24 protein-coding genes and 1 pseudogene are annotated in these 26,765 nt (G+C 66.7%); 10 read left to right on the forward strand and 15 right to left on the reverse strand.

The window, feature by feature from the left end:
• The first annotated feature begins 7 nt into the window (after window positions 1–7).
• Window positions 8–1,330 carry an alpha-amylase family glycosyl hydrolase gene (locus CXR02_RS13380; RefSeq protein WP_104062456.1) on the forward strand — a complete coding sequence of 441 codons (1,323 nt, stop codon included), beginning with the start codon at window positions 8–10 and terminating at the stop codon, window positions 1,328–1,330.
• A 24-nt stretch (window positions 1,331–1,354) separates the two neighbouring features.
• Here the strand turns inward: CXR02_RS13380 and CXR02_RS13385 are convergent, their stop codons facing one another.
• Both CXR02_RS13385 and CXR02_RS13390 read right to left on the reverse strand, forming a co-directional pair.
• On the reverse strand, window positions 1,355–1,945 hold the full coding sequence (locus tag CXR02_RS13385; protein ID WP_104062457.1) for a dihydrofolate reductase family protein: 591 nt from the start codon (window positions 1,943–1,945) through the stop codon (window positions 1,355–1,357).
• A 20-nt stretch (window positions 1,946–1,965) separates the two neighbouring features.
• A complete protein-coding gene (locus tag CXR02_RS13390; RefSeq protein ID WP_104062458.1) occupies window positions 1,966–4,677 on the reverse strand; it encodes a PEP/pyruvate-binding domain-containing protein in 2,712 nt (903 codons plus the stop codon).
• 141 nt (window positions 4,678–4,818) lie between these two features.
• On the opposite strand from CXR02_RS13390, the gene CXR02_RS22410 reads away from it, so the two are divergent.
• A complete protein-coding gene (locus CXR02_RS22410; protein WP_181037228.1) occupies window positions 4,819–4,962 on the forward strand; it encodes a hypothetical protein in 144 nt (47 codons plus the stop codon).
• A 381-nt stretch (window positions 4,963–5,343) separates the two neighbouring features.
• On the opposite strand, the gene CXR02_RS13395 is transcribed toward CXR02_RS22410, so the two are convergent.
• Window positions 5,344–6,042, reverse strand: coding sequence for a DUF2306 domain-containing protein (locus CXR02_RS13395; RefSeq protein WP_104062459.1), 699 nt, complete (start codon window positions 6,040–6,042; stop codon window positions 5,344–5,346).
• 410 nt (window positions 6,043–6,452) lie between these two features.
• Here CXR02_RS13395 and CXR02_RS13400 point away from each other — a divergent pair, with 410 nt between their 5' ends.
• Both CXR02_RS13400 and CXR02_RS13405 read left to right on the forward strand, forming a co-directional pair.
• Entirely contained in the window at window positions 6,453–7,814 is a 1,362-nt protein-coding gene (locus CXR02_RS13400) for a DUF1524 domain-containing protein (RefSeq protein WP_104062460.1), read from the forward strand.
• Between the two features lie 49 nt (window positions 7,815–7,863).
• Window positions 7,864–8,544: an excalibur calcium-binding domain-containing protein gene (locus CXR02_RS13405; RefSeq protein ID WP_104062461.1), complete on the forward strand. Its 681-nt coding sequence runs from the start codon at window positions 7,864–7,866 to the stop codon at window positions 8,542–8,544.
• A gap of 79 nt (window positions 8,545–8,623) precedes the next feature.
• Here CXR02_RS13405 and CXR02_RS13410 read toward each other — a convergent pair whose 3' ends face one another.
• Window positions 8,624–9,538 carry a proline iminopeptidase-family hydrolase gene (locus CXR02_RS13410; RefSeq protein WP_104062536.1) on the reverse strand — a complete coding sequence of 305 codons (915 nt, stop codon included), beginning with the start codon at window positions 9,536–9,538 and terminating at the stop codon, window positions 8,624–8,626.
• A 525-nt stretch (window positions 9,539–10,063) separates the two neighbouring features.
• On the opposite strand from CXR02_RS13410, the gene CXR02_RS13420 reads away from it, so the two are divergent.
• On the forward strand, window positions 10,064–10,414 hold the full coding sequence (locus CXR02_RS13420) for a type II toxin-antitoxin system HicB family antitoxin (protein ID WP_104062463.1): 351 nt from the start codon (window positions 10,064–10,066) through the stop codon (window positions 10,412–10,414).
• Between the two features lie 13 nt (window positions 10,415–10,427).
• On the opposite strand, the gene CXR02_RS13425 is transcribed toward CXR02_RS13420, so the two are convergent.
• Entirely contained in the window at window positions 10,428–12,005 is a 1,578-nt protein-coding gene (locus CXR02_RS13425) for a serine hydrolase (RefSeq protein ID WP_104062464.1), read from the reverse strand.
• A gap of 354 nt (window positions 12,006–12,359) precedes the next feature.
• Between CXR02_RS13425 and CXR02_RS13430 the strand changes: the two genes are divergently transcribed.
• Window positions 12,360–13,523 (forward strand): class I SAM-dependent methyltransferase, encoded by a 1,164-nt coding sequence (locus CXR02_RS13430; protein WP_258060957.1) that lies wholly within the window; start codon window positions 12,360–12,362, stop codon window positions 13,521–13,523.
• A 74-nt stretch (window positions 13,524–13,597) separates the two neighbouring features.
• Window positions 13,598–13,864, forward strand: a pseudogene (locus CXR02_RS22980) (MFS transporter); the annotation flags it as partial.
• Window positions 13,865–13,914: 50 nt separating this feature from the next.
• On the opposite strand, the gene CXR02_RS13440 reads toward CXR02_RS22980, so the two are convergent.
• A complete protein-coding gene (locus tag CXR02_RS13440; protein ID WP_104062465.1) occupies window positions 13,915–15,537 on the reverse strand; it encodes a cell wall metabolism sensor histidine kinase WalK in 1,623 nt (540 codons plus the stop codon).
• Window positions 15,538–15,935: 398 nt separating this feature from the next.
• Between CXR02_RS13440 and CXR02_RS13445 the strand changes: the two genes are divergently transcribed.
• From CXR02_RS13445 to CXR02_RS13455, 3 genes are read left to right on the forward strand one after another with little or no spacing between them, the layout of a single operon-like run.
• Window positions 15,936–16,541: a DUF1326 domain-containing protein gene (locus CXR02_RS13445; protein WP_258060965.1), complete on the forward strand. Its 606-nt coding sequence runs from the start codon at window positions 15,936–15,938 to the stop codon at window positions 16,539–16,541.
• A gap of 46 nt (window positions 16,542–16,587) precedes the next feature.
• Window positions 16,588–17,406 carry a DUF2182 domain-containing protein gene (locus tag CXR02_RS13450; RefSeq protein WP_258060958.1) on the forward strand — a complete coding sequence of 273 codons (819 nt, stop codon included), beginning with the start codon at window positions 16,588–16,590 and terminating at the stop codon, window positions 17,404–17,406.
• Between the two features lie 43 nt (window positions 17,407–17,449).
• Window positions 17,450–17,866, forward strand: coding sequence for an ester cyclase (locus CXR02_RS13455; RefSeq protein WP_104062468.1), 417 nt, complete (start codon window positions 17,450–17,452; stop codon window positions 17,864–17,866).
• Between the two features lie 36 nt (window positions 17,867–17,902).
• On the opposite strand, the gene CXR02_RS13460 is transcribed toward CXR02_RS13455, so the two are convergent.
• From CXR02_RS13460 to CXR02_RS13500, 9 genes are read right to left on the reverse strand one after another with little or no spacing between them, the layout of a single operon-like run.
• Window positions 17,903–18,187 (reverse strand): hypothetical protein, encoded by a 285-nt coding sequence (locus CXR02_RS13460; protein ID WP_104062469.1) that lies wholly within the window; start codon window positions 18,185–18,187, stop codon window positions 17,903–17,905.
• Window positions 18,184–19,311, reverse strand: coding sequence for an XdhC family protein (locus CXR02_RS13465; RefSeq protein ID WP_104062470.1), 1,128 nt, complete (start codon window positions 19,309–19,311; stop codon window positions 18,184–18,186). Before CXR02_RS13465 ends, CXR02_RS13460 begins: the two co-directional genes overlap by 4 nt.
• Window positions 19,312–19,319: 8 nt before the next feature.
• Window positions 19,320–20,096, reverse strand: a complete 777-nt coding sequence (locus tag CXR02_RS13470) for an SRPBCC family protein (RefSeq protein WP_104062471.1) — start codon at window positions 20,094–20,096, stop codon at window positions 19,320–19,322.
• The gene (locus CXR02_RS13475; protein WP_104062472.1) at window positions 20,096–21,349 is read right to left on the reverse strand and encodes a VWA domain-containing protein; all 1,254 of its coding nucleotides are present in this window, start codon (window positions 21,347–21,349) and stop codon (window positions 20,096–20,098) included. The genes CXR02_RS13470 and CXR02_RS13475 overlap by 1 nt, the downstream gene beginning before the upstream one ends.
• Window positions 21,342–22,265, reverse strand: coding sequence for a MoxR family ATPase (locus tag CXR02_RS13480; RefSeq protein ID WP_104062473.1), 924 nt, complete (start codon window positions 22,263–22,265; stop codon window positions 21,342–21,344). Before CXR02_RS13480 ends, CXR02_RS13475 begins: the two co-directional genes overlap by 8 nt.
• Window positions 22,262–22,891 (reverse strand): NTP transferase domain-containing protein, encoded by a 630-nt coding sequence (locus CXR02_RS13485; protein WP_104062474.1) that lies wholly within the window; start codon window positions 22,889–22,891, stop codon window positions 22,262–22,264. The genes CXR02_RS13480 and CXR02_RS13485 overlap by 4 nt, the downstream gene beginning before the upstream one ends.
• Window positions 22,875–23,834, reverse strand: coding sequence for an XdhC family protein (locus CXR02_RS13490; protein ID WP_104062475.1), 960 nt, complete (start codon window positions 23,832–23,834; stop codon window positions 22,875–22,877). Before CXR02_RS13490 ends, CXR02_RS13485 begins: the two co-directional genes overlap by 17 nt.
• Before the next feature lies 1 nt (window position 23,835).
• Window positions 23,836–26,229 (reverse strand): aerobic carbon-monoxide dehydrogenase large subunit, encoded by a 2,394-nt coding sequence (locus tag CXR02_RS13495; RefSeq protein WP_104062476.1) that lies wholly within the window; start codon window positions 26,227–26,229, stop codon window positions 23,836–23,838.
• Entirely contained in the window at window positions 26,226–26,762 is a 537-nt protein-coding gene (locus CXR02_RS13500; protein ID WP_058932301.1) for a (2Fe-2S)-binding protein, read from the reverse strand. The genes CXR02_RS13495 and CXR02_RS13500 overlap by 4 nt, the downstream gene beginning before the upstream one ends.
• Window positions 26,763–26,765: the final 3 nt, after the last annotated feature.

Below are 26,765 nucleotides of genomic sequence, written 5' to 3' on the forward strand. Positions count from 1 at the left end.
CAGCGCCATGAACGAACCTGGCTGGGTCCAGCACGCCATCTGGTGGCAGGTCTATCCCCTCGGCTTTGTCGGCGCGGAGAAGACCGCCACGCCGGATCCCGCCGCTGACCACCGGTTGCTGGACCTTGTCCCGTGGCTCGACTACGCGGTGGAACTCGGGGCGTCGGGACTGGCCCTCGGCCCCATCTTCGCGTCGGAGACGCACGGGTACGACACCACGGATTACTTCCGAATCGATCCCAGGCTCGGATCCGAGCAGGACTTCGACACCCTGGTGGCAGAGGCAAACCGTCGCGGACTGCGCATACTGCTCGACGGCGTCTTCAACCACACCGGGCGCTCCTTTGCGCCGTTCCAAAATGTCCTCGCGCGCGGGCCGGAGGCGGACACCGCCTCCTGGTTCTCGCTGGAGTGGCCCGACGGTGCCGCTCCCGGCGTCGAACCCGAGTACCGCGACTTCGAGGGCCACCACCACCTCGTGGCGCTCAACCATGACGAGCCGGCCGTCGCCGATTTCGTCGTAGAGGTCATGGAGCACTGGCTGCGCCGGGGTGCGGACGGCTGGCGACTCGACGCCGCCTATGCCGTCCCGTCGTCGTTCTGGGCTCCGGTCACCGCGCGCGTCCGGTCATCCCATCCGGACGCGTACTTCGTAGGCGAGTACATCCACGGCGACTATGCGGCGGAGGTCCGGTCCGGCGGACTCGATTCCGCCACGCAATACGAGCTCTGGAAGGCTGTCTGGAGTTCGCTCAATGACGCGAACTTCTTCGAACTCGCAGCCGCACTCGAGCGACACAACGCGCTCCTGGGCTCTTACGCACCGCTCACCTTCATCGGCAACCACGACGTCACCCGCATCGCGAGCAAGCTCACCGATGCCGCACTCGTGCCGCACGCCGTCGTTGTCCTGCTCACGGTCGGCGGAACGCCGTCCATCTACTACGGCGACGAGCAAGGCTACCGGGGCGTCAAGGAGGACAGGGCAGGGGGCGACGACGACGTGAGGCCCCTCTTCCCGTCCTCCCCCGACCAGCTCTCGGCCGTGGGAAGACCCATCTTCGCCGTGCACCAGGAGCTCATCGGGGTGCGGAGACGGAACCCATGGCTGCACCGTGCGACCACGGACATCCTCCAGCTCTCCAACGAGGTGCTTGCATACCGCATCGCGGTTGACGCCGATGCGCTCGTGGTCGCACTGAACCTCTCGCCCGACACCCAGCGGATCAGCGCCGCCGGCGCCACTTCCGTCGTCGCCGGACAGGCCACCTTCGATGTCGGTGCGAACGCCGTCCTGGTGCCGCCGCGGGGGTGGGCCGTCCTGGGCTAAGCCAGCTGCGGGAGGACGCTCTGTCTATCGGATCACTCGATACCGCGCGTGCGTCACGAGGCTCGTACCGCTTACTTCCGTCGGCTCCAGCTTGAGGTTCGCGACGCCGTCGAGCAGCCGTTCGCCCGCCCCGAGGAGGATGGGCGCGGTGTGGAGCCGCAGCTCGTCGATCAGCCCCGCCGAGAGGTATTGCTGGGCGGTCTGCGCTCCGCCGGCAATGGCCACGTCCTTGCTGCCGGCCGCGTCCCGCGCCTGGGCCAGCGCCGATTCGATCCCGTCGGTCACGAAGTTGAACGTGGTGCCGCCCTGCATCTGCAGGGGCTCGCGTGGCTGATGGGTGAGCACGAACACCGGTGCGTGATAGGGCGGCTCCTCACCCCACCATCCCCGCCAGTTCTCATCCCACGCCCCGGGACCTGCGAACATGTTCCGTCCCATGATGTAGGCGCCGGAAGCGAGGATGCCTTCGATCGCGGCCGCGTTGGCCTCGGGTTCCTCGAACATCCACCGGTGCAGGAGCTCGCCGTTCTCGCCCAGCGGCTCCGCCGGGCTTTGGTGCGGGCCGGCGACGAAGCCGTCGAGGGAGATGGTCAGGTCGCATGTGACTCGGCTCATGCGCCCATCATGCCACCCGGTCACGGCTCCTGCGTAGGGCTCGGATGCTCGATCGTGACGGTGCCGGCGTCGCCATCCACGCGGATCTGCTGGCCGCTGGTGAGCCGCTGGGTGGCCACTCCGGTGCCGAGCACGGCCGGGATTCCGTACTCCCGGGCCACGATGGAGCCGTGGCTCAACGGTCCGCCCACATCGGTCACCACGGCGGAGGCCATCGCGAACAGCGAGGTCCAGGCGGGAGTGGTGATGCGAGCCACCAGGACCTCTCCGGGCTCCATCAGGGCGAAATCCTGCGGCCCCCGCAGGACGCGAGCCGGGGCGGTGACCCGGCCCGAGCTCGCGCCCGTGCCCTTGATGATGTCGCCGAGTTGGTGCTGCGAGCCTGCAGGCATCATGGACCCGAAGGCCTTTTCCATCCACCGGCTCTCCGGGAGCATTTGCGGGGCAGCGGCCTTCACTTGGCCCCGCCACAGCATCTTGCGCTCCTCGACGGCGGCGGCGCGGACGGGCCGGTCGGCCCCGGTAATGGCCACGGCCGCCGGTGCGCCCGGTGCGCCCGGGGTCCCCGGTGCGCCCGGCGCGGCCAGGCCGAACTCGACGGCGCTGCGCAGCTCCTGGTGCCGCAGCCAGAACACGTCGGCGGGCTCGGCGATGACCGCGGAGTCCACCAGCCGCTGCCCGAGTTCGAGCAGCATCCGCCGCAGCAGCGGCCACGCCAGCCCGACGTCGGCCAGCGCGTCCTCGCGGATCGGGGCGGTGTTCTGTGCCCAGCGGAGCAGCCGGAGGAACGCGGCCCGGCGGCGCGGCCCGAGCCGGGTGAAGATCCGGCTGGTGGCGATCTCCCTGCGGTCGGCCGACAGCCGCTGCCGCTCGTGCGGGTCAGTGCCCTGCCCGCGCAGGTAGAACTTCACCGTGTCCAGCAGCGCTGACGGATCGTCGGCCGGCACCGGGCTGGCGAAGTCCAGGTTGTACACCGCGTGGCCGAACCGGCCGAGGTGGTCCTGGAAGCGAAGACGCCACAACTGCCACAACGGCTCACTGAACCCGGCAGGCGGGAATCCCGTGCGCTGGGACTCGGCCAACGCCGTCGTCGGTTCATGCAGGATCGCAGAAGCGAGCCCGGGGACGCCGCGGGCCCAGGCTGCGAGATCAAACAGCGACTTCTCCGCCCGGATGGGTTCGCTGTCGTAGCCGAGGATGAACGTCAGGGCGGGGGGATCCCCCTCGCGCCGGACGAACTTGTCGTAATACGCCCCGAAGGAGATTTCGCTGGTTGCGGCGAGCGGAATGACTGACTGCACGGCTGTGTAGTACACGGTGCCGGCGTCCAGCAGCGCCTGAACACCCTCGAGCAGTTCCGCACCGGAGAGCTCCGCAACGGGCTTCGCGGACCAGTCCTTGATCACGCGTTCGTAGCGGGGATGCGAGAATTCGCGCCAGCCGGCCACCCCCATGTGCGCCTGGCCGCGGGCCAGCGCGCGTACCGCCTTCAGCGCCTTGCCCATCACCCGCCACATCCCCGACGTGCGGTAGTAGTAATAGGCGTAGCCGTTGATGGTGGGCAGCCCCACGTCGTCCTCGCGGATAACGTTCGTGCCCACGGCCTCGTTCATCAAGGCCCGCAACGAGCGGGACACCGAGCCGTCAATCAGGTCGGCGAACAGCGGCGAGAGCGGGTCCGGCAGCTGTTCCACGATGCTCGCCCGGAAGTACATCCCCTTCGGATATGGCACGGGCCACGTGTCCGGGGTGTCGGCCGCCGGTTCGGGCAGCGCCGTGATGGGGCGGGACTGCAGGATGAAGAACCCGTCGCCGGTCCGCGCCCACTCAATGTCCTGCGGTGCCCCGAAATGATCCGCACTCCGCGTTCCGTAGCCGGCGAGCTCGGCTGCGGCCCGGTCGTCCAGTACGGGCGCACGACGGCGGGCTGCCGCCACCGGCTGCTCCCGCGTGCCGTTCTCCGCGTAGACAGTCATGACTTCCTTGTCAGCTGTCCGCCGCGACAGCACGGCGCCCGTCCCGGCGTCGACCGTCACGTCATCCGTGGTGACTGTTCCGCTGACCACGGATTCGCCCAGGCCCCACGCGGCGCTGATGGCGATCTGGTCGCGGCGCCCGTTGGCCGGGTTGGCGGTGAACATCACCCCGGCGGCCTCGGCCTCGACCATCCGCTGGACCACGACGGCGAGGCGCACCGAGTCCGGTCCGATGCCTTCGCGGGCGCGGTAGGCCATGGCGCGCGCCGTCCACAGGGAGGCCCAGCATTCGATCACGGCCGCGTTCAATGCCTCGGCCCCGCGGACATTCAGGTAGGTTTCCTGTTGCCCGGCGAAGCTGGCTACGGCGAGGTCCTCGGCCGTGGCGGAGGAGCGCACGGCGACGGCCGTTTCCCCGCCGTCGTCGAGACGCGCGTCACTGAGCCGCCCGTAGGCGGCGCCGAGTTCCGCTGCGATGTCCGCAGGCATGGTGCCGGCCGTGAACAGATTTTGGATCCGCTCCGAGGCGTCCGCGTAGTCCTGGGGCGCCGCCGTCGGGGACAGATTGGCCAGTTCCTGGATGCGTGCCTCAAGGTGGTTGGCTTCCACAAAATGCGAATACGCTGCGGTGCTCAGCACAAAGCCCGGGGGGACCGGCAGCCCGGCCTGAAAGAGGCCGCCCAGGCCCACGGCCTTGCCGCCGGCCATGGCGATGTCGGCTGCTCCCATATCGGCCAAACTGTTGACGTAGGTCATGACCGCGCGTCCTTACTGCCCGGTTATGGGGCGCCTGCAGCGAATCTGATTCTCCACATACTGGCACTGCCGCAGACAAGAGGCCATAGCTCACGCGTGTCTTAGGATTCACTCCCGCCGTGGCGCACATAAGCTCGATACATGGGCAAAAACCAGCACAGCGAGTTGGAAGGGCAGACCTCCATCAACGAGCTGCTCGACAAGCCCATCGGCGACACCCATATCCAGCTGGTGCTGCCCATCCTTGTCCAGCTCCGGCCAGGGGAATTCCGCCGCGTGTCCTGACGGTTTCGGTGGTTGAGCCTGTCGAAACCGCGGTTTCGACAGGCTCAACCACCAGGCCTTAGTGGCGGACCTTCCTGACTCTCAGGCCGCGTCGTCTCGACGGAGTTCCGGTGTTCTGGTCCGCGATCCGGCGGAGGCGGCGCCAGCGGATGCCGTTACGAAGGCGAACCTGGTCAGTGGGATGCGCCGGATGCACCGGCCTCGTTCCACTCCTACGGCGCCGAGTCCGGAGGATAACCACTAGCGTCACGCCCAGCCAGGCGAACGCTGCCCCCATAACGAGGAAAACCGCCGGGATCGTGTCCATGATTAATTTTAGATCCGAATCCGTAGGTGCACTTACTAAACGTTAGGCACCTGGCCAGCGGCCGCCGTCGGGAATTACGACGACGGCGCACGGCTTGGGAGCGCCGCTCGCGTTGGTACTTGGGCGCGCCGGTGGATGAAGTATTCGGCCACCGCCAGGCTGAGTACCCATGATGCGCCAATCAGAAGTGCCCGGGTCAGTTCGTCAACCGGTCCCACCAGGAGAATCCATGGAATGGTCACCACAACAATGGTTCCCTGGGCGATGCCGATGGCGTACGCCCGCGACATCCATTCGCTGTGCCGGACGTAGTTCCGGCGCCGCACGGCGATGAATCCCAGGACAATGAACGCCACCATGGCGGACCCGAAGGCCAGCCGAAGGACAAGTAGAAGCGGCCCGTCCAGGGGCGGGAGATCGTAGAAAACTGCCATCCACAAACCCGACAGGGCGGCGAGCAGGCCGGTGGGGGCAAGAATGCGTCCCGCGATTTTGTGCCAGCTGGCCCTGCCGCGCGTGCCCCGTCGAAGCGAGGGAACGAACTGAAACGCCCCCAGCACCAGATACACCGTGACGGTGGGGATATGGATCAGCACGGGGACTGGCGAATCGAAGAACCGCGCGTTATCCGGCGTGATCTGACCTCCCGAGAGCTCGGTAAGGCGCACGGCCCCGGCGATGACCGGGACGAGGCTGAGGAGGATCAGGGCGGCAGGTACGAGCCAGCGGGTGCGGGGGCTTTGACGGGAGCGGGGAAGGGTTGCAGATTTCATGAGTTCGCTTCTCTGGATCGCAATTTTGGAGAGTTGGCGGCCGGAATACGGTGCCCAGCACCACGCTATTCGTACGGCCACCGTACTGCACTCGGTCCGGATAGACGATAGGCGATAGCGCTCGGTGATGGTGGCCTGCGCCAGGAAACGTTGGGTGAAAGGACGACCGCCGTAAATATGGGAAAACAGCAAATTACGTCATCCCTTAGCACCTATTTCCATTATTAAGCCTCGAATTCCCCGATCGACGAACGGCTCAAGATCAGCTCAAGGCTCAATCAAGGTTGTAAGAGGATCCGCGCAGTATCCAAGGTTCGCATCCGCCGGAGAAATAGGGTCTTCAGTGACGCAAGCTGTCGACAGGGTAAAAGCCCGGCTAATTGTCGGGCCTTTATTATTTGGGGGAAATAATGTCGAACAATGGAGTGGTCTGGGCTCCGGCAGCAGCTGGTCCCGGGCCAAGACCACCACGAAAGCCGCGCGCTTCCACGTTCATTGTCGGAGGTATTACTGCGCTCTTCGTGATCATCGGGGCGTTCAGCGGCGGGGTTGGGGGCGCGCTGGTATTCCTGGCCATCTCCGGTGCACTTACCGGCCTCTACATTCTGGTGACCGGGCGCCGTTCCTGGGCGTGGCTCCCGGCGAAGCGGAGGTCAGGGGCCATAGCCCTTGCGGTCTCCTCCGCTCTCTTCATCGGCGGCGCCGTCGCGTTGCCGCAGACCAACGCGGAGGACCTTCAGGCAGCCTCCTCGGACTGGAATGCCTCGCCGGGAACCGCCACAGCGAGCGCATCTGCAAAAGCGACGCCGACGCCGTCGTCCGTTCCAACCGCGCAGGCGACGGGCGCCCCGCTTGATCCTGAGACCCCAAGCCTCGTGGCGAACGACGTCACGGCTCCGAAGACGCAGCCCGCCTTTGCTACCAAGGCGATCGACGTGCTGGCAACCCTTCCCATCAAGGGCCGGGCACCGAAGACGGGTTATGACCGTGCGCTCTTCGGCCAGGCATGGGCGGACGTAGACCGTAACGGCTGCGACACACGGAATGACACCCTCAAGCGCGACCTCACGGGTATCACTTACACCAACAGCGTGCCCTGCAAGGTGCAGTCCGGCACTCTGGCGGACCCCTACACCGGTACCACCATCAGCTTCCTGCGGGGGAGTGCCACCAGCAGCGCCGTCCAGATCGACCATGTTGTTGCCCTCAGCGACGCCTGGCAGAAGGGCGCGCAGCAGCTGACCACGGAGCAGCGGACAGCCTTCGCCAATGACTCTCTGAACCTCCAGTCCACGGACGGTCCCACCAACATGAAAAAGGGCGACGGCGACGCCGCCACTTGGTTGCCGCCGAACAAGAGCTTCCGGTGCGAATACGTGGCGCGGCAGATTTCGGTGAAGGCAACGTACAGCCTGTGGGTCACCCAGGCAGAGCACGACGCGATGGCCAGGATTCTGGCCGACTGCTCCGGCCAGCTCGCACCAACAAACCAGCAGGCACCAGTCGCCGCTACGCAGGCGCCCGGACCTGAGCCTGCACCGGTGGTGGCAGCTGCTCCGGTGGCTCCCGCTCCTGCCCCGGCGGCTGCGGCACCCGCCCCTGCCCCGGTTGCCCCCGCGCCCGTTGTTCCGGCTCCTGCAGCTCCGGCCGCCACTTACTACGCCAACTGCACGGCGGCCAAGGCCGCAGGCGCCGCACCGATTTATGCCGGGCAGGCCGGCTACCGCGCGGCGTTGGATCGCGACTCCGACGGCGTGGCCTGCGAGAGCTAGCTAGCCACGCCAATCACTCCACCGTTTCAAAATTTTCCAAGGGGGAAAAATGAAGAAGACACTGACATTAATTGTGCTGACCGGCCTGATGCTGACGGGATGCAGTGGCAAGCAGGCTTCAGCAATTTCAAGCGCTGACGCAGTGGCGGTTGAGACTGTCACTGTTCCAGGGTTGCTGAGCCTGACCCTGGACAAAGCCACGGATCAACTGGAAGATCTCGGGTTCAAGGTCGAGGCTGTGGATACGGTCGACGGCAAGTCGATCATCATAGAGAAGAACTGGGAGGTGACGTCCCAAGACCCCACGGACGGCGCACAGGCGGCAAAGGGCTCCACCGTTCACCTCGGCGTCAAGAACCTTGAGAAAGTTGCGGCGGAAAAGGCCGCGGCGGATAAGGCCGCCGCCGACAAGGTGGCAGCAGAGGCGGCCGCTGCAGTAAAGGTGGTGGCGGACAAGGCTGCGGCTGAGAAAGCTGCGGCAGATCAGGCAGCCGCGCAGGTGGCGGCCCAGAAAGCAGCCGAGGCAGCGGCACAGCAGGCTGCCCAGCAGGCCGCAAAGCCAGCACCAGTAGCACCGGCACCAGCCCCGGCAGCCCAGGCACCTGCAGCCGTGTACTACGCGAACTGCACGGCGGCACGCGCAGCAGGTGCGGCGCCCATCTATGCCGGTACACCGGGATATGGGACGCACCTCGACAGAGACCGCGACGGAATCGGGTGCGATAAGTAAGCAGATCGGGAGCTTGCACGGAACAGCCCCTGGTCATTTTGATTGAAGGATGCCGCCGATACCTTTCGCTTGGACGGTATCAGCGGCCACCGGCTTGAGGCGTTTCCGTGGGCGCATGTTCCGCCCGGAGCAGGAAATCGCGCAGCACCTGCTGGAAGCGGTCAGGTTCCTCAAGGTGAGGAACATGGCTGCTCTCCTCGAAGATGACCAGCTCCGATCCCGGCACCAGGCTGTGGTACCATGCCGTGTCCTCCGGCCGCATCTCATCGTGACGGCCGCACAGGAACAGTGCGGGAACGGTGAGTTCGCCCAGGCGACCGGTCACGTCATAGTCCTTGTGGATGCCTGTGATCTGGAACTCGTTGGGCCCCTGCATCCGCTCATAGATAGCCTGGTTCAGCTGGTCAAAAGTCCGCATCAAAGAATCCGGCCACGGGTCCAGCCGGCAGACGTGCCGACGGTAGAACTCCATCGCAGCTGCCTGGTATTCATCGGAGTCCGTAGTGCCTGCCGCCTCGTGCCGGTCCAGCACAGTGCGGACGTCCGCGGGCAGGGCAGCGCGCAGCGCCGCTGCACCGGCGGCGTAGCGGGGCAGGCTCAGGCACGGATTCGCCAGGACCAGACTCGCCAGCCTTTTCGGCGTCCGGAGGGCATACTCGGTTGCGATGATCGTCCCCCAGGACTGGCCGAGGAGGTGGACGGGGCCCAACGCGAGGCCGTCAAGGATCCTGCCCAGCTCGTCAACCAGGCGTTCGTTGTTCCACATTTCGATATCGTCGGGCGCATCCGATTTTCCCGCACCGAGCTGATCGTAGAAAACCACTGGCCGCTCATCGGCCAGGGCCTCCAACGGTTCAAGATAGTCATGGGTGGCACCTGGGCCGCCGTGAACAATGACCAGCGGTGTGGCCTGGCCGTCACCGACGACGCGGTACCAGACACCGCCGCCGGGAACCTCCAGCCGACCCTCCCGAACTTCTGCTCCAGCGGCCATAATCAACCCCGAAAATGAGTAAGTCGGCGCGAGCAGCGCCATCTTCTTCCGATTAGACTCCCGATCTCCCAGCCGGTCAACGACGTGATGCTGGGCTGGATCAAGGTGGCCTGCCCGGCAGGGGGAACGGGCCTCAAACGAGGGACCTGAGGAACACCGTCGTATCCTGTGCCACCTGCTCCGGGCCTTGGTGCGGCTGAGCATGCGACTGGCGCCGGGGCCGCCCTCTCGGACGCCGTCATCGGACCGCACGATTTGGCGGCGCTCTGAGTGGTGGAGGACACCCTTGAGGGGCGGTGCCAAAAGTGGCACCATTGATGTTGTGGGGGAGTATCGCGAAGATCGAGGCCAGAGCTAGAAATTCACTTTGGCGAGCCAAGATCTGGCACTGGCAGCCACAATGCAATCTTCAAGATGCCATGGGAAGGTGATCCCAGAATCAACCTTCAGAACAAGAATGGCAAAGCGAAGCCCTACCAAGTGAGGCAAGCCATAGCCGCCATCGATCGGAGTAAGGAGACCTAGATGTCCACTCGAAAAGGAGCCGCCCCTTCCACGGTTGCACAGTACCGTTACTCAGTGCAGTGGTCACCAGAGGACGAGGAGTTCGTTGCCAGCGTCCTTGAGTTCCCTTCGTTGTCGTGGCTGGACGAGGATCAGTTCGAGGCTCTCCGGGGCATCGAACGCTTAGTGTCTGCTGTCATTGAGGAACTGACCCAGTCTGGCGAACCAGTGCCTCAGCCCATTTCCGGCCAAACATTTAGCGGCAGGCTCAACCTTCGGGTATCCCCTGAGCTGCACCGAAAGCTGGCCATGGAAGCCGCAAACCATGGAGTTCCTCTGAATAAGTACGCAACGGAGCTTTTGACGGAATGAGGTGACCGGCCGTTTACAAAGAACGCTTAGCCGTAAGAATTTTTTGCAACAGCCAGACCGTCCGCGGGACCGGCCAGACAATTGCCAAGGCGAGCACCGGCACCAGAGAAGCGCCGACGTCGGGAAACTGACGGACGATCACAAACAGGTGGGTGTCGAACCGGGCCGGGGCGTAGACCAGGCACAGCCACAGCGCGAACCCGTCGAGCACGAGAGCCGCAACTCCCCAAACCAGAAGCACCCAGCGTTTCCGGGACGGAGCACGCCGCCGGAGCAGAAACCGCAGCGCCAGCCACAGGCTTACCAACTCCGCCAGCAGCAGGGCCAGCGACACCGCCCAGCTGTAGCGCTGCAGCCAGTCCTCGAAGACAACAGCGGGCACGGGTGACTGCCCGTGGAGGATCCGCAGGACGTTGGTATCGATGGCCTTCAGCCGTGACGGGGCAGCGGTGTCATTGCCGTTGATGACCAGGGCGACGCCAAGGCCGGACTCCGGAACCATGCCCAGGTAGGTGTGGCTGTTGCCCCATTCGCCCTGATGCTCCAGCAGTCGCGGCAGCTCCGCCTCCGGGACAGGCGGTGCTGCGGGATCGGCGGACTCCACGAGCGGCCGGGTGAACCATCCCATGGCGTACCCCTTGGACCCGTCCACCTGCACGGCCGGCTCGAACATCGCCGCCACGCTCTCGGGCCGGAGGATCAAGGCATTGCCGTAGCGTCCGCCGTCGAGCAGTGCAATCAGCTGATGTCCCAGGTCCTCCGCCGAGGCGTACAGGGTGGACGACGGCATCCCGGTGGTGGGTGCGGGCACGTCGGTCTGGCGCCAGAACGAGGCGAACCACAGCGAGTAGCCGGCGGCCGCATTGTCCGCGCGTGCGGCGGCCCTGGTCGGATGGCTGTGGGCCATCTCCAACGGCCCGAAGACGTGCTGCTCCAGATACTCGCCGAACGGCTGGCCGGAAACCGTCTGCACCAGCAGACCCAGGACGTTGAAGTTGGCGCTGGCGTAGTGGAAGGCCTGGCCGGGTTCGCCGGCCAGCGGGGAACTTGCCAGAGCGCGGACCCCTTCTTCGAGAGCCTCCGGGCCCTGCGCGTCTGAGGCTTCGAAGGCCGTGTCCTTGGATGACATGCCGCTGGCCTGGTGGAGCAGGTGACGGACCGTGAGGGCTTGCGAGCGGCTGTCGTCGAGGGTGAACCAGGGCAGGTAGGTCTGCACCGGCTCGTCCAGCCGCAGCCGCCCGGCCTCCACCTGCTGCATCACCGCGATGGCCGTGAGGGACTTGCTGGTGGACGCCAGCAGCACCGGCGTCTGGGTGGTCATCGGCCGTCCGGAGTCGTCGGCGTGCCCAAATGCGGCGGAGTGCACCTGGACGCCGTCCCGGACGACGGCGATGGCGGCGCCCGGAATCCCGAGGGTGTCTAGCTGCTCCCGGAGGAAGGAGTCCAGCGCGTCGTAAGTCTGCTCGGGGCTCGCGGGTCCAGTGGCCGGCGGGCCGGGAGGGGCCGGTGCCGGCGTGGTGGCGGCGCCGAGGATCCCCACGGTCAGCAAGCACAACAGGAGACAGCGCGCTGACCAGGAAATAGCTCGCATGCCCGCACCTGCACTTCGGCTGACCGTCCCTTCACGGTATGGCCTGGCCAGGTGGAAAACAATGCATCCATGCCTCGGCGTGGGGGAGTACGACGGCGTCGCCCCGGGTTGGGCGCCGGCGGTCGCCTCACGTGCCCGGGTCCGGCTGCGGGTGGCGGCCACGGCACACATGTATCCTGACAAGGCAGGTTGAATGGCTCCAGCGGCCATCAACCAGGCTCGGTTCGCGGCCGGATGACGGTCTGGGATCCTGGGTCGTCGCCTTCCGCGTCGTGGAATCACCACCGCAATCGTCAGCCGCCGGCCCCCGGACTCTTGGAATGGATCTAAATCACTACCGACACACCAGCTCCCGTGGGAATCCCGACGCCAGTCCTCCAGCCCGCGCGCACAGCTGCGGTGGATGATCCCGCCGTCGTGACCTGGGCCGAGGCCGGTGACAACATGACCGCGCGCTGGCGTTCGGCGAACGGCAGACCGGCGCCGACGCGCGTCGAAGTGGTCACCGACTCCCTCACAGCCGATGAGGCGAACCGGATGGCGTCACAGGGGATCGCGATGCTCTGGCACGGTGACTTCCACAACGCGCGGCAGATCCTCAACGCCATGGACCGGCGGGTAGGCGCCGGAAAGAAGATCGCGGGAACTCCGGCCGAAAAGTTCTATCGGCATCGCCAGTCCCGCTCGCATCGTGCTCGCATTCTCGGCCTGCTGCTGATTCCTCTTGATCCGGGCCCCGTGGTGCCGCTGCGCCGCGCACCGGATATCCGGGAGGCCGCCGCTGAAGCGTACGGCGATATCGGCGAATCTTCCGTGGTGTCCCTGCATGAGCTTGTCGGGGCAATTGGCGCCCACGAGTGGCGACGGAATGGCGTCTACGTCGATGCCCTGCAGGGCAGCATCCACCCGCACTATGGCACGTTCTTCCCCACCCGGAGTGAGTATGTGGATCTTGTGGCCGCCGCGCCGCTGCCCTCTGACACGCTGGCGTTCGACGTCGGAACCGGCACCGGTGTGCTCGCTGCTGTCCTCGCGCGCCGTGGCGTCCGCCGCGTGATCGGGACGGACAATGAACCGCGGGCCATCGCCTGCGCCGGTGAGAATTTCCGGAACCTCGGTGTCCAGGACCGTGCCGAGGCCGTCCTGGCCGACATGTTCCCGCCCGGACGGGCGCCCCTCATTGTGTGCAACCCGCCCTGGATTCCGGCCACGCCGCATTCCACCCTGGACAGTGCCGTCTACGACCCCGGGAGCAGGATGCTGTTCCGCTTCCTGAACGAACTCTCCGACCATCTGGAACCGGGCGGTGAGGGCTGGCTTGTCCTCTCCGACCTGGCCGAGCACCTTGGCCTGCGGTCGCGTGACGATCTGCTGGCCGCCGTCAACGCGGCGGGGCTCAAGGTGGTGGAACGGCTCGACACCAAGCCAACGCATCCGAAGGCATCGGACCGCGACGATCCGCTGTTCGAGGCGCGCGCGGCCGAGGTCACGTCCCTGTGGCGGCTTGTTCCCCGATAGTCACAGGCTTCGCCACAACGCGCGCCAGCCACCGGACAGAAGCAGGCTCCTTCGCCGTCCCGCAGGCGCTGGCGCTCACCGCGCTGATGGGCATTCCGTGGAGCGTGGTGAGCATCGCCTCGAGCCAGGGCATGTACGTGTCCACCCAGCCATATGAGCGCGGAGTGGCCGCCGGTATCTTCCAGACCTGCCGCTACCTTGGCCGCCATCACAGCCACGGTGATGATCCGCATCTTCTACGGCACCGGCGTGACCCAGGCCACTGGGGACTCATGGTGATCACCGCGCTGGTGCTCGGCGCCGTCGCGTTCGGCGTGACGCTGCTGTGGCGGGAGCGGAAATCGGTTTTCCGGCTGACCCCGATCGCGCTCTGCGAGGCTGGGTTACTGGCCTATGACATCGCCGGCACTTCGCCGGCATCCAAGGAGCCGCCGTCTGCCTCCGGCAGTGTCAGGGTGACGGTGGTCCCCCGTCCGGGGCTGCTGGCCAGGGCGATCGTCCCGCCATGGTTTTCGATGATGGTTTTGGTGATCGGCAGTCCCAGGCCCGCACCGGGAATGGCGGAGGCGTGTGCGCGTGCGGCGCGGAAGAATCGGGTGAAGGCCTGGGCCTGTTCTTCCTGGGTCATCCCGATCCCGGTATCGGCGACCTCGCATCTGATGTTGTCCCCGTCCCGGCGGGCTCGGACCGTAACGGCCCCGCCGTTGGGGCTGTATTTGATCGCGTTGGAGAGCAGGTTATCGATCACCTGGCCGATGCGGGCCGGATCGAACCGGCCGGTCACGGGTCCGGACGGTTCAAGGTGCAGGCTGATGCCCGCGGCACTGGCACGCGGAGTGGCGGATTCGATGCTGTGGCGGATCACTCTGGTCAGGTCAGCTGGCTGGAGGTTGATGGCCAGGGTGTCCGAGGCGACTGAGAGCAGGTCGGTCACCAGGTGCAGCAGCCGTTCGGCATTGCGTTTGGCCACGACCAGGTACTGGTCCAGGTCGGCGGGAAGGTCGGGGTGTTCGTCCAGGGCCAGGCCAATGTAGCCCAGGATCGAGGTCAGGGGGGTCCTCAGCTCATGCGAGACACTGGCGACGAACTGGTCCTTGGCTGCAAGGGCTGTGACCAGCGCCGTCACGTCGGTAAAAGCCAGCACGGCGCCGGAACTCCGGCCGGTGCCGTCCTTGATCAGCCGAGACGTTGCGGAGAAGGCGCGTTGACTGGTGCCGGCGCCGATCCAGATCAATTCGTCGGTGAACGCCTCTCCCCTGGCCGCTCGGCGCAGCGGGTGTCGGGCCGGCGGCAGCGGGCTGCTCCGGTCAACGCCGAACACCGGCACCTCCTCATTCCCTGGCGCCGGCGGGTTTTCGCTGAGGGTACCGGCGAGGTGGTGGCTTTGTTGCTTGTTCATGAGAATTTTCCGGCCCTGTTCATCGACCGCGCACACGCCGACACTGACGGTGTCCATGATGGTGCCCAGCAACCGCTCTCGCTGTTCGCTGGCCGCGAGCAGTTCCTGCAGTTCCTTGTCCTGTTCTTCCAGCTGCAGCCGCTGACGCAGGACAGCGTTGGAGACCAAATGCGCGGTGAGCGAGATCGCCCCGAGGATGACCGGGAGCAGTACGATCCGGATGAACGACGGCCCTGTGAAGTCCATTCCAAGGATCAGCGGCGGAAGGACGGCACTGAGAATCGTGGCCGATACCGCCATCACAACCCCGCTACGGTGGCGGCCGAGGGATAGCCAGACGACGGGAAAAACCAGCAGGAAACCCAGCACAGTGAGGTAGTGATCCGCCGCTTCGCGGGAGAACCCGATGGCCAGGCAGTCCAGGACCGGAATGACTACCCAGGCGCGGGTCGGCAGCCGCCCCCACGGCACCAGCGCGCACGCGGCCAGAAGGACCAGATGGGCGCCCAGGCTGTACAGGAACGGACCGGGATGCAGGAGCCCGGGGCGAAGTGCTTCCGCCAGGACGGTAACCAGCAGCATCGTCAGCGACAGCGGCAACTGGAATAACACCATCCGACCCCTAAGGTCCAGCCTCCGGAAGTAATTATCGAGCGGAAGGAGAGGCATCGCGTTACCCATTCGTGCTCCCTTTCAAATCTGTCCTGCCGTTTGTTTCCGCCGCCTGCGGTGCCGGGAAATTTCTGAATCCCACTGCCACCATAGGCCACTGGCATGACTGTGTCCGTATTAGCAGTGAGTACTTCTGAACCCGACGACAGCACCCCTGGTGTATCAACCACAAGGCACCCCTTCGGCGCCCTATTTCCGCGGCGTATTGACACCCAGATTTCGCCGGAATACTGTCTGCCTTAACGGGGCCTTCCGCCCCGTTCCTGAGTATTTTCGGCGCCGGAGTCTGGGCCGCTTCTGCTAGGCGAGGGCGCCAGCAAGGAGTACTGATGTCCTGGGAAATGACCGGAAAGTATGTCGCCAACTGCAATTGCCAGCTGATTTGTCCGTGCCCGGTGGATGGTACGCCCACGGGATCGGATGGCGAGTGCCGCGGCGTGGCTGTGTTCCAAATCGCGAGTGGAAAACTCGATGACACCGATCTGTCGGGCATCGCCTTCGCCTTCTGCAACTGGTTCCCGTCGAACCTCTCGGCCGGCGGCTGGAAGGTGGGAGTTGTCGTCGACGACGGCGCATCGGCTCCGCAAGCCGCTGCCTTGGAAAGCATCCTTCATGGCGAGGCCGGCGGCCCGTTCGCGGATTTTGCGGCGTTGTACGGAGAATGGCTGGGAGTGGAGCGCGCCAGCGTCACATTCTCGGACGGCGACACCCCGTCCGCCTCGGTTGCCGGGCGGGTGAGCTACACGTTCGAGTCCCTGCCGGGACCCGACGGTGGTGTCACCACCGTCAAGAACGCGATGTTCGGGTTCGCCCCGGAATTCCGGATCGGCAAAGCGCAGGTACACTCGGACCTCTTTGGCCTTGACTTCGACGGCGTCTACGGTGAGACCGCGGACTTCACCTTCGCCAGCGCGATGGCCGAAAACGCCCCCAAGGGCCGGGCATGAGCGCCGACAGCTGATGCTGCGCAGGAAGCACTCCACCAGAGGCGGGGTGCGCCCGTCTGCGCGCGCCGCCGTTTCGCCTGCCACAGCGGCCGGTTCTACGGCAGCCACGTCCCGGGTCGACCCGCGGGAGGCCGGCCTGATCGCGGTCCTGCTGATACTCGCCGCGGCGAGTTGGGTCTTCACGTCCACTCAGCTGAGCGGGATGGACATGGACCGGTGGACTTCGCCGGGGCCGCTGGGATTCTTCGTCGCCACGTGGGTGGTGATGCTGGCGGCCATGATGTTCCCGTCCGCGGCACCCATGGTGGTCGCATATGCCCGGATTCAGAGCCACCGACGCAAGATGGCGCGGTATGCTCCGGCAGGATCCACCGCCGTTTTCGTGGCCGGTTACCTGATCACGTGGACGGTCTTCGGCGTCGTGGCGTATTTCCTGTACATGTCAGTAGCGTCGCTGGCTCCCGGGCTCTTCGCCTCGGATCAAGGCGGCCGGTACCTGGCGGCCGGGGTGATTATGGCGGCGGCGGCCTATCAGCTCACGCCCGCCAAGAACGTCAGCCTGATGAAATGCCGGACGCCCATGGACTTCATCCTGCACCGCATGCGCCCGGGATACCGTGGCGCGCTGCGCATGGGAGTTGAGCACGGGGCGTGGTGCGTCGCATGCTGCTGGGCGCTGATGGTGGCGCTGTTTGCGCTCGGTGTGATGAGCGTCGGCTGGATGGCGCTGATTGGGGCCTTCATTGCAGGAGAGAAGATGCTCCCGTGGAAGCGGCTCGCCAACCGCTCGGTTGCGGTGGCCCTGGCCGCGATTGCGCTCGGAGTTGCCCTCACGCCAGCGGCGTCGGTCGGGATGGGGATGTAAAACGGGGGGTTCTTGAATGGTCTCGTGACTAGAGGAGTCGGAAATGTCTGACGGGAATGGACTGATCCAGCGGTTTTACAAGGAGATAATCGAGGGCGGAAATCTGTCCCTCATTGACGAGTTGGCGACGGATGACTACGTCGACCACGAAGAGGCTCTTCCAGGGCAACCGCCCGGCAAGGACGGCGTCCGGTACTTCGTGAATGCGATCCGGACGGCGTTCCCCGATATTAAAGTCAAGACGATGGAAGCGTCACTGGCTGACGGAAACATGGAGGCGTGCCACGTAATTCTCACGGGCACACATCGTGGCGAGATGGCCGGCATGGCTGCAACCGGCAAAAGCGTCGAATTCGGCACCACCGACATTATTCGCGTCGAGGACGGCAAGGTGGCCGAGCATTGGGGAACCACGGACAATCTGAGCCTCATGCAGCAGCTCGGTGCCATCCCTGCCTGATGAGTAGTTCCGATTGTCTGCGGCGGTGTGGAGGCTTTAACGCGACTGTAGTACCAGGCGGGCTCCGTGGATTGACCGCAGGGACGCGGCCCGGATGACGAACCACCAGGAGGCAAGGACGAAAAGGAGAAGCTGCGGGAGCACGGGCCACTGGCCGCCGGGCGCCAGCGGGGGAACCCTGGCCGACATCATCACCGCCTGGAGGCCATAGCCGATCCGCGCGGCCAGCGAGGATTTCCTGCTGGCGCAGAAGGCCGAGTACAACGTCGCCGCCAGCAGCACAGCGGTCATTGCCCAGCGAACGGCGTCGTTGGCAATCAACGTAGCTCGTCGTGGTGAATCCGCTCGTCGAGTTGCCTCAACGGCTCCCCGCTCCCGCTCCACTGCTTGGCGATGAACTCCGCGGCGATGGACACCGCCGTCTCCTCGGGGGTACGTGCGCCCAGGTCCAGCCCCACCGGGCTGTGGAGTCTGGACAGCTCAGCCTCGCCCAGCCCCGCCTGGCGCAGGCGGGCAATCCTGTCCTCATGGGTCCGCCGGGAACCCATGGCTCCGATGAAGGCCACGGGGCCGCCGCGCAGGGCCACTTCCAGCAACGGGATATCGAATTTAGGATCATGCGTGAGGACACAGATGACAGTCCGTTCGTCCACCAGGCCCTTGGAGAGCTGTTCGACCAGATAGCGGTGCGGCCACGCATTGACGACTTCCGCCGCCTCGGGGAACCTGGCGGGAGTGGCGAAGATGGCCCGGGCGTCGCAGACCGTGACGCGGTAGCCGAGGAAGGTCCCCAGCCTGGCCAGCGCCGCGGCGAAGTCGATTGCTCCGAAGACGAGCATCCGCGGCGGCGGGGCGTAGCTTGCGAAGAAGACCCGCATGCCGGTGTCGAGCCGCTCGCCGTCCAGGCCGTAGTTCAGGATGCCGGTCCGGCCGGCGGCGAGGAGGCCCTGAGTATCATCGCCGACGGCGTGGTTGGACCGCTCGGAGCCGAGGTCACCGTCGAATCCTTCCGGCCTTACGACGAGGTGCCGGCCAAGCCGGCTGTTGTCCGGGTGCTCGATCACCGTTGCGACCCCCACCCGGCGCTCGGCGGCGATGTCCTGTCCGACGTCGTCGAGCTCGGCAAAGCTCTGCCGCGACACCGGTTCCACGAAGATGTCGATGATCCCGCCGCAGGTCAGGCCGACGGCGTACGCATCGTCGTCGCTAATCCCGTAGCGCACCAGGACCGGCTTGCCCTCCTCCTTGACCTGTGTGGCGAGCTCATAGACGGCGCCTTCGACGCAGCCACCTGAGACCGACCCGACAGCATCGCCTCCGGCAGTGACCAGCATGGACGCCCCCGGGAGCCTAGGGGCGGACTTGAAAGTGCTCACGACAGTGGCCAGGCCGGAGGTGCTGCCCTTCCGCCAGTCCGGCATCATTGCGGCCAGAACATCACGCATGGCGGTCCTCAGAGCCTGCCGCAGCGCCGGAGCATGCGGAATGCCGACCTGCGGCCGGCCCAGTAGGCGAGGCACGCAACCACAGCCACGAGGCCGAGGACCTTGCCGGGGCTGGAGAGCTGATCCGCGGCGATGCCCTTCGTGAGGCTCAATGCGTCCAGGCTGCCGGCCGGGTGCGCCGAGGGCCGGCTGGCTGCCGGGGGGACGCGCGCCGGAGCGGGGCCCGGGAACTCCGACGACGGCGGGGCCGAACCCGCCGCCGAACCCGCCGCGATGACGGGCTCGGGCGCTGAGACCGGCGGCGGAGCCGTCTCGGAAACAGCGGCCTGCTCCGGAGCCGGCTCTGCCAGCATGGCCTGCAGGTTTCCGGCGAAGAGGGACATCATCTGCTCCGTGACGCTGCCGATAACGCCCTTTCCCATGGCGGCGGCCTTCCCGGAGAGTGCCAGATCTGCGGAGACCGTCCCGCGCGTGGTGCCGCCATCTTCCGCCAGGACCAGGGTGACCGATGCCTCGGCGGTGCCCTGCCCGCGCGTCTCCTGCGCCTTTCCGCCGAGCACGGCGCGGTGTTCGGCCGGATTGCGCTCGACGACGTTCAGCAGGCCCTTGTACTGCATGCTCACGGGGCCCAGTTTCACCGTCATGCCCACCTGGTACGCGTCGTCTGAGAGCTTGTTCAGGATCTTGGCCCCGGGGAGGCAGCCTGCCACCCGTTCAAAATCCATGAGCGTGTCCCATACCTTGTCGATCGGGGCGACTACCGAGAATGTGCTGTCAATTTGCATTAGCTCGTCCTTTGCCTCTCAAGTGATGACCGGCCGTCGGCGCGGATTGCGGCTGCCACCTCTGCCAAAGCCGTGTAGCTGTGGCCGCTGACGAAGGCGTCGCAGTACGGCAGGGCGGCTGCCATCCCGCCCGCCAGCGGCTGGTATTGTGGCGCAGCCTTGCGCGGATTCACCCAGACGATCCTGTACGCCAGCCTCCGCAGCCGGGCCATCTGCACCGCCACCTGCTCCGGGTCCTCCTGCGCCCAGCCGTCGGAGAGCACCACAACCACCGCGCCCCGGGCCAGTCCGCGGCGGCCGTACTCGTTCACGAACCGTCGAATGCTCTCGGCGATCCGGGTCCCGCTTGCCCAGTCGGGGGCGGTGGCAGCGGCGCGGGCCAGCGCCTGGTCAGGATCGCGCTGCGACAGCTGCCTGGTCAGCCGGGTCAGCCGCGTGGAGAACACGAAGGCCTCGGCCCCCGTACTCGCCACCGCGCCCTGCAGCAGCGACAGGAAGATGCGGGCGTACGGTTCCATCGAACCGGAGACGTCGCACAGGAACACGAGCTTGCGCCGTTGCTCACGCCGCCGGGCATAGAGCAGCCGGGTGGCGTCGGAACCGGACCGCCGGGCCGCTCGTACCGTGGCCCGGACGTCCAGCCGGGCGCTGCTGTGTGCGGACTTGCGGGTGCGGCGGCTCAGCCGCGCCGGTGTCGCCAGCAGCATCCGGGCGGCCAGCCGCCTGACCTCTAGGACTTCCTCAGGGGAGAGCTCCGTGAAGGACATTTCGTGCAGGTGCTCCTCGGCCGAGGCCATGGCGAGGACGGCCTCCCGTCCAGGGCCGGCGCGGTCCTCGGAGCCGTCCCGGCCCGCTGACGCCACCGCCGGAAGCGGCTGCCGGCTGGGCGGATTCTCCGCTGCCCGTGCGTCGGCGGGAGAGGGCGTGATGCGTGAATCGGGGCCGAGCGACGGCGATGCGGCCGGCGCAGCCGGGCCGCCCAGCTGCGCGGCGGGGTCAAATCCGTTGCGGAACACGGCGTTGAACACGGCGTCGAAAACCGGCAGCTGCTCGCGGGTGGACACCAGGACCACCCGGCACGTCCAGTACAGCTGTTCGAGGGCGGTCGGCGGGACCATCTGGAGTGCCTCGGCCAGCCGTGCTGCCTGGTACGGGGAGCTCGAAAGCCCGGCCCGCCGCAGTGCTGTCACGAAGGCGGCGGACAGGGAGGCTGCCTCAACCGTCGGCGGCACGGAGCCGGTGCCCTCAGCCATCGGTGCCGCCCACGAGCCAGGCTGCCCCTCGCGCGCCGACCAGCTCCAGGTCGTCGCGGTTCTTGACGATCGAGCCCCAGGTCTGCTCCGCCGTCCCGGCGTCGATGCGTTCCACGCCCAGCACGGCGAGGGCGGAAACCCAGTCGATTGCCTCCGAAATCCCCGGGGGCTTGGCGAGGTCCAAGGTACGGAGTCTGGTGACCACGGCACCAGCCTGCAGCGCCAGCGGCCCGCTGCTGGCCGGCACCCGGCGGCGCACGATCTCGGCGATGCGGCCCGGCCCCGGGTAGTCGATCCAGTGATAGAGGCACCGGCGGGTCAGCGCGTCGTGCAGGTCCCTGGTCCGGTTGGACGTCAGGACGACGATCGGGGGATGGGTAGCCCGGATCGTGCCCAGCTCCGGGATGGTGACCGCGGCCTCGGCCAGCAGCTCGAAGGTGAACGCCTCGAACTCGGCGTCGGCACGGTCAATCTCGTCGAGGAGGAGCACTGCCGGTCGGGGCCCGGGGTGCTCAATCGCCTGCAGCAGCGGCCTGCGCAGCAGGTATTGCGGCCCGAAGAGGTCGGTTTCGGTCACGGCGGCATCGCGGACCTCGGCCAGCCGGATCCCGAGGAGCTGGCGTTGGTGGTTCCATTCGTAGAGCGCTTCTCCGGCGTCGATCCCCTCGTAGCACTGCAGCCGGTACAGCGGTGTATCGAGGAGCTGGGCCAGCGCCTTCGCGGCCTCCGTCTTGCCCACCCCGGCTTCGCCCTCCAGGAGGATGGGCTGCGGGAGGCGCACGGCCAGGAACAGCGCCGTGGCGAGTCCGACGTCGGCCAGGTAGTCGTTACGGTCCAGCGCTGCCATCAGGGACGCCACGTCGGGGACCCGCCGCTGCACATCCTCCTCCGCTCCGGACCGCGCCGCCGTGGTCATGCCGCCCCCTGCAACCTGTCCAGGAGCCGCCGGTAGTCTTCCTCGGTGTCGACGTCCAGGGGGATGGAGCCCGTGGTGGCGACCTCGACGACGTCGGCCTCCCTCTGCTCCAGCAGCTTCCAGACCCCCTTGTCGCCGTGCAGGGCCGCTAGCTCCGGAAGGAGCCGCCGGGCGAACGCGAGGGGATGGCCGATGCCGTCCTCATAGCGGCACACGGCGATGCCGCCGCCCACAACGTTCGACGGGCCGCTGAACAGGGCACCGAGCAACGCTCGCACGTTCTCGGAACGGGCCCCGGGCTGGTCCCCGAGCAGGAGGACCACAGAATCCGTCTCCGGCTGCAGCACCGCAAGAGCCGCGGCAATGGAGGAGGAACAACCGTCGCCATAGTCCGGGTTGAGCACGATGTCGCAGTCCCTGGTGTCGACGGTCTGCCGCACCTCCTCGGCGGAGCCTCCCAGCGCCAGGACCGTCTGGGCGAAGCCGCAGTTCCGGGCAGTCGCCAGGACGGCGTCGAGCAGGACGCCCTCGCCGTAGGGAAGTAGCTGTTTCGGCCGGCCGAGGCGCCGGGATCCTCCTGCAGCCAGAATGATGCCTGCAGTCCTGGGCTCAGGGAACAAGGGCATAACGCTCAGGATCCTTGCGGAAGGCGGCACGGCAGCCGGGCGAGCAGAAGTACACGGTGACACCGTTGTGCTGGACATGCAGTGACGACTCAACAGCCGGAACGTTCATGCCGCAGACGGGGTCGACCGCGCTCGCCGGCGCGGCCGGTACGGCAGTTCCCGGAGATGGAGCCGCGTGAGATTCTGCCGACGGTACGGCCGCCGCCGGTGTGGCGTGCCTCGTCTTGGATCGCTCCCCAATGAGCTGGGCAAGGATCGAGAGCGCGATCTCCCCGGGGGTGCGGGCCCCGAGCTGCAGGCCCGCGGGTGTGAAGACCCGCCCGCGCAATACGTCGTCGACGTCGAGGGAGTCCAGCACGGCGGCCCCGCGGATCTCGCTGGCCACGAGGGCGACGTAGGGCACCCCGGCGCGCAGGGCCGCTTCGAGGGCGCCTTCCTCCGCCTTGCCGTGCGAGGCGACGATCAGCGCGGCATCGTCCGTCCGGGGGTCCGCAGAGTCGCCGTCGGTGAGCTCGACTGCCAGGCCGACGCCGGATCCCAGCGTCGCGAGGGCCTGGGCCACCGGCGTCGTGCCCACCACCAGGACGCGGGGGGTCGGAATGCGCGGCTGAAGGAAGATCTCGATTGCCCCTCCGCTCAGGCACGGGTTGGAAACCTCGACGGCGCCCTCCTCAGCGGTTCGGGAGGGTTCGCCGGGAACCACGCGCAGGAGGAGCGGTTCCTGCGTAGCCAGCGCCTGGAGGCTGTACTCCAGCACCGAAGCCTCGACGCAGTTCCCGCCCACAAAGCCCTGGATCTCGCCGGTGGAGAGCACCAGTGCGGTATCGCCAGCGTGCGCGATGGTCGGCCGCTGGGCGCGGACAACGGTGGCGTGGACGAACGGCTCACGGCGGCCGGCGAGTTCGTTCGCGCGGGCCGCAAGGGATTCTGCGGTGGAGGTCATGTCAGATCGGAGGCCTTGCCCGGCCCTGCATGGCGGCCCAGACGCGGGCCGGGGTGCATGGCATGTCCATGTGCGTGACGCCGAAGGGTGCCAGGGCGTCGACGACGGCGTTCACGATCGCCGGCGGTGAGCCGACGGTGGCTGACTCTCCGATGCCTTTCGCGCCGATCGGGTGGTGCGGGGACGGGGTGACGGTGAAACCGGTCTCCCAGTCCGGCACTTCCATGGCCGTGGGGATCAGGTAGTCCATGAAGGATCCGCCGAGGCAGTTCCCGGCCTCGTCGAACTCGATGATTTCCATCAGGGCCATGCCGACGCCATCGGTCAGTCCGCCGTGCACCTGGCCCTCGATGATCATCGGGTTGATCCTCGTCCCGCAGTCGTCCACCGCGATGAAGCGCCGCACCTTGACGTGTCCGGTGCCCGGATCGACGTCGACCACACAGATGTAGGCGCCGAAGGGGAAGGTCAGGTTCGGCGGGTCGTAGGTCACCTCGGCGTCCAGGTTGCCGTCGATTCCTTCGGGCAGGGCCACCGTGCCGTAGGCGCCCATGGCGATCTCGGCGATGGTCTTCCCGACGCTGGGGTCACCCTTGACGAACCAGCGTCCCTTTTCCCATTCCAGGTCTTCGGGACGGGTTTCCAGCATGGCCGCGGCGATCAGCTTCGCCTTCTCGCGGACCTTGCGGGCAACGAGGGCCACGGCGCCGCCGCTGACCGGCGTCGACCTGCTGCCGTAGGTGCCCAGGCCGAAGGGGGTCTGGTCCGTGTCGCCGTGGACAACATCGACGTTCTCCGGCGGGATGCCGAGTTCCTCTGCGACGATCTGGGCGAACGTCGTTTCATGGCCCTGGCCCTGGCTCTGCACCGAGATGCGGACGACGGCCTTGCCGGTCGGATGGACGCGCAGCTCGGCGCCGTCGGCCATGCCCAGGCCCACAATGTCGAAGTGCTTGCGGGGTCCGGCGCCGACGGTCTCGGTGAAGAACGCGACGCCGATGCCCATCAGTTCGCCGCGGGCCCGCTTTTCCTTCTGCTCACGCCTGAGCTCGTCATAGCCGGCCAGCTGCATGGACAGCCGCATGGCGGGTTCGTAGTTGCCCGAGTCGTAAATCCAGCCGGTCTTGTTGGTGTAGGGGAACTGCTCCGGTTTAATGAAGTTCTTCAGCCGCAGTTCCGCCGGGTCCATCTCGAGTTTCCGGGCCAGGATGTCCACCAGCCGTTCGACCAGGTAGACGGCCTCCGTGACGCGGAACGAGCAGGCATACGCGACCCCGCCCGGGGCCTTGTTCGTGTAGACACCAGTGACGGTGCAGTATGCGGCCTTCAGGTCGTAGCTGCCGGTGAAGATCGAGAAGAAGCCGGCCGGGGTCTTGGTCGGCTGCGCGGTGGCGTTGAATGCGCCGTGGTCCGCCAGCACGGTGGTCCGCACGGCGAGGATCTTGCCGTCCTTCGTGGCCGCGATCTCGCCCTGCATGATGTAGTCGCGCGCGAACGACGTCGACATCAGGTTCTCGGAGCGGTCCTCCACCCACTTCACCGGGTGGCCGGTGACGATCGAGCCGACGACGGCGAGAATGTAGCCGGGGTAGATGCCCACTTTGTTGCCGAACCCCCCGCCGATATCGGGAGAGACGATGCGGATTTTGTGCTCCGGGATGCCGGCGACAATCGCGTACAGGGTCCGGTGCGCATGGGGTGCCTGCGTCGTCTCGTACAGCGTCAGCCTACCCTCGACCGGTTCGTAGTCGGCGACGGCGCCGCAGGTCTCCATAGGCGCGGGATGCACCCGCGGATAGACGATCTCCTGGCTGACGACCACGTCGGCGGAGGCGAACACCGCCTCGGTTTCGGCTTTGTCGCCTATTTCCCAGTCGAAGATCCGGTTGTCCGTCCGGCCCTCGATTTCATCACGGATCACGGGCGCGTCCGGGTCGAGGGCCTTGCGCGCGTCGACCAGCGGGGGCAGCACGTCGTATTCGACGTCGATTAACTCCAGGGCATCGCGTGCGGCGTAGCGGTCCTCGGCAACAACGAAGGCGACCTCCTGCCCCTGGAACCTCACTTTGTCGGTCACCAGCACTGCCTGGACATCTGCGGAGAGGGTGGGCGCCCACGCGAGCTTCAGGTCCAGCAGGTCCTTGCCGGTGATGACGGTCACCACTTTGGGATGCGCCAGGGCGTTGGTGGTGTCAATGGACACCAGGCGGGCGTGCGCTACCGGGGCCCGCAGAATGGCGCCGTGCAGCATCCCCGGCAGGACGATGTCGTCGAGGTAGTGGCCCTTGCCCCGGACGAAGCGCGGGTCTTCCTTCCGCTGGATGCGGCCGAAGCCGATCGGGCGGTCCTCGTCGCCGGCCCCCGGATTGCTCGGCCGCTCGTGGATGACGGTCATGCCTTCACCTCTGTGTCCTGTGTTTCTGCGCCGACAGTGGCTGTGTCTGCTGTGTCTGTGCTGTCGGTGACGCCAGCCGGGTGGGCGGCTGCCCACTGCACCGAGCGGACGATTGTTGCGTAGCCCGTGCACCGGCAGATTTGTCCGGAGATGGCCTGCCGGATCTCGGTATCGTTCGGATGCGGGTTTTTATCCAGCAGGGCGCGGGCCGTCAGCATCATTCCGGGGGTGCAGAATCCGCACTGCAGTCCGTGTTCCTCCATGAACCCTTGCTGGACGGGATCGAGTGTCCCTCCCGTGGCCAGTCCCTCGACGGTGCGGATGTCGTGCCCGGCGGCCATGGCCGCGAGGACGGTGCAGGATTTCACCGGCTGCCCGTCCATCAAGACCACGCATGTCCCGCAGTTGCTCGTGTCGCAGCCCCAGTGGGTGCCGGTCAGGCCCAAGACCTCGCGGATGTAGTGGACCAGGAGAACTCGGGGTTCAATCTCGCTCGTGACTTCGTTTCCGTTCACGGTCATGCTGATCTGCATCTG

Source organism: Arthrobacter sp. 4R501 (genome assembly GCF_002929755.1).
Taxonomy (GTDB): domain Bacteria; phylum Actinomycetota; class Actinomycetes; order Actinomycetales; family Micrococcaceae; genus Arthrobacter.

Coding starts and splice junctions, on each gene's coding strand:
- CXR02_RS13380 (WP_104062456.1), top strand. CDS start 8: ATGAACGAACCTGGCTGGGTCCAGCACGCCATCTGGTGGCAGGTCTAT.
- CXR02_RS13385 (WP_104062457.1), bottom strand. CDS start 1,945: ATGAGCCGAGTCACATGCGACCTGACCATCTCCCTCGACGGCTTCGTC.
- CXR02_RS13390 (WP_104062458.1), bottom strand. CDS start 4,677: ATGACCTACGTCAACAGTTTGGCCGATATGGGAGCAGCCGACATCGCC.
- CXR02_RS22410 (WP_181037228.1), top strand. CDS start 4,819: ATGGGCAAAAACCAGCACAGCGAGTTGGAAGGGCAGACCTCCATCAAC.
- CXR02_RS13395 (WP_104062459.1), bottom strand. CDS start 6,042: ATGAAATCTGCAACCCTTCCCCGCTCCCGTCAAAGCCCCCGCACCCGC.
- CXR02_RS13400 (WP_104062460.1), top strand. CDS start 6,453: ATGTCGAACAATGGAGTGGTCTGGGCTCCGGCAGCAGCTGGTCCCGGG.
- CXR02_RS13405 (WP_104062461.1), top strand. CDS start 7,864: ATGAAGAAGACACTGACATTAATTGTGCTGACCGGCCTGATGCTGACG.
- CXR02_RS13410 (WP_104062536.1), bottom strand. CDS start 9,538: ATGGCCGCTGGAGCAGAAGTTCGGGAGGGTCGGCTGGAGGTTCCCGGC.
- CXR02_RS13420 (WP_104062463.1), top strand. CDS start 10,064: ATGTCCACTCGAAAAGGAGCCGCCCCTTCCACGGTTGCACAGTACCGT.
- CXR02_RS13425 (WP_104062464.1), bottom strand. CDS start 12,005: ATGCGAGCTATTTCCTGGTCAGCGCGCTGTCTCCTGTTGTGCTTGCTG.
- CXR02_RS13440 (WP_104062465.1), bottom strand. CDS start 15,537: ATGGTGTTATTCCAGTTGCCGCTGTCGCTGACGATGCTGCTGGTTACC.
- CXR02_RS13445 (WP_258060965.1), top strand. CDS start 15,936: ATGACCGGAAAGTATGTCGCCAACTGCAATTGCCAGCTGATTTGTCCG.
- CXR02_RS13455 (WP_104062468.1), top strand. CDS start 17,450: ATGTCTGACGGGAATGGACTGATCCAGCGGTTTTACAAGGAGATAATC.
- CXR02_RS13465 (WP_104062470.1), bottom strand. CDS start 19,311: ATGCGTGATGTTCTGGCCGCAATGATGCCGGACTGGCGGAAGGGCAGC.
- CXR02_RS13470 (WP_104062471.1), bottom strand. CDS start 20,096: ATGCAAATTGACAGCACATTCTCGGTAGTCGCCCCGATCGACAAGGTA.
- CXR02_RS13475 (WP_104062472.1), bottom strand. CDS start 21,349: ATGGCTGAGGGCACCGGCTCCGTGCCGCCGACGGTTGAGGCAGCCTCC.
- CXR02_RS13480 (WP_104062473.1), bottom strand. CDS start 22,265: ATGACCACGGCGGCGCGGTCCGGAGCGGAGGAGGATGTGCAGCGGCGG.
- CXR02_RS13485 (WP_104062474.1), bottom strand. CDS start 22,891: ATGCCCTTGTTCCCTGAGCCCAGGACTGCAGGCATCATTCTGGCTGCA.
- CXR02_RS13490 (WP_104062475.1), bottom strand. CDS start 23,834: ATGACCTCCACCGCAGAATCCCTTGCGGCCCGCGCGAACGAACTCGCC.
- CXR02_RS13495 (WP_104062476.1), bottom strand. CDS start 26,229: ATGACCGTCATCCACGAGCGGCCGAGCAATCCGGGGGCCGGCGACGAG.
- CXR02_RS13500 (WP_058932301.1), bottom strand. CDS start 26,762: ATGCAGATCAGCATGACCGTGAACGGAAACGAAGTCACGAGCGAGATT.